Source organism: Algoriphagus pacificus (assembly GCF_017254845.1).
In the GTDB taxonomy this organism is placed as follows: Bacteria; Bacteroidota; Bacteroidia; order Cytophagales; family Cyclobacteriaceae; genus Algoriphagus; species Algoriphagus pacificus.
The window spans coordinates 1-565 of record NZ_JAFKCU010000018.1; the positions used below are offsets into that span (position 1 = coordinate 1).

Here is a 565-nt window from a genome sequence, read left to right on the forward strand (position 1 = left end):
GTCCGGGCCGTGCTGACCAGCCGCTCACTGCCGTCGTCCGCTGTTACGGTCAGACGGAGCAGGAAACTCACGCCCTTCACCACCTTCGGTGTGTCCCATCGCGCCAGCACCTGATATTCCCCGCTGTCTGCAGTGACTTCTGCGGTCAGGTGCTGCACCGCTGGCGGCGTGACACCATTCACCGTGCCACTCTGTTCGCCGTCAAAGTGCGCCCCGTTATCCACGATGGCCTCTTTTTCCGGCACATGCTGCACGGCGGTGATGGCATACGTGCCGTCGTCGTTCTCACGGATACTCACGCAGCGGAACAGTCGCTGGCGCAGCGTCGGCAGCTTCAGCTCCCATACGCTGTATTCAGCAACACCGTCAGGAACACGGCTCACTTTTACCTTCACGCCGTCGGTGACGGACTGAACCTCCACGCTGACCGGATTGCCACTTCCGTCAACCAGGCTTATCAGCGCGGTACCGGAGGATGGCAGCGTGATTTCACGGTCGAGCGTCAGCGTCCGGGTCTGGCTGTTCACCGCCAGCACACGACCACCGGTGCTGATACCGGCATAGT

The 565-nt window shown here is 61.9% G+C and carries 1 protein-coding gene; it reads right to left on the reverse strand.

From position 1 onward, the window contains the following. Nucleotides 1-565: phage tail tip protein J-related protein (locus tag J0A69_RS22380; protein WP_449500909.1), on the reverse strand; the 565-nt coding region annotated here is incomplete at both ends.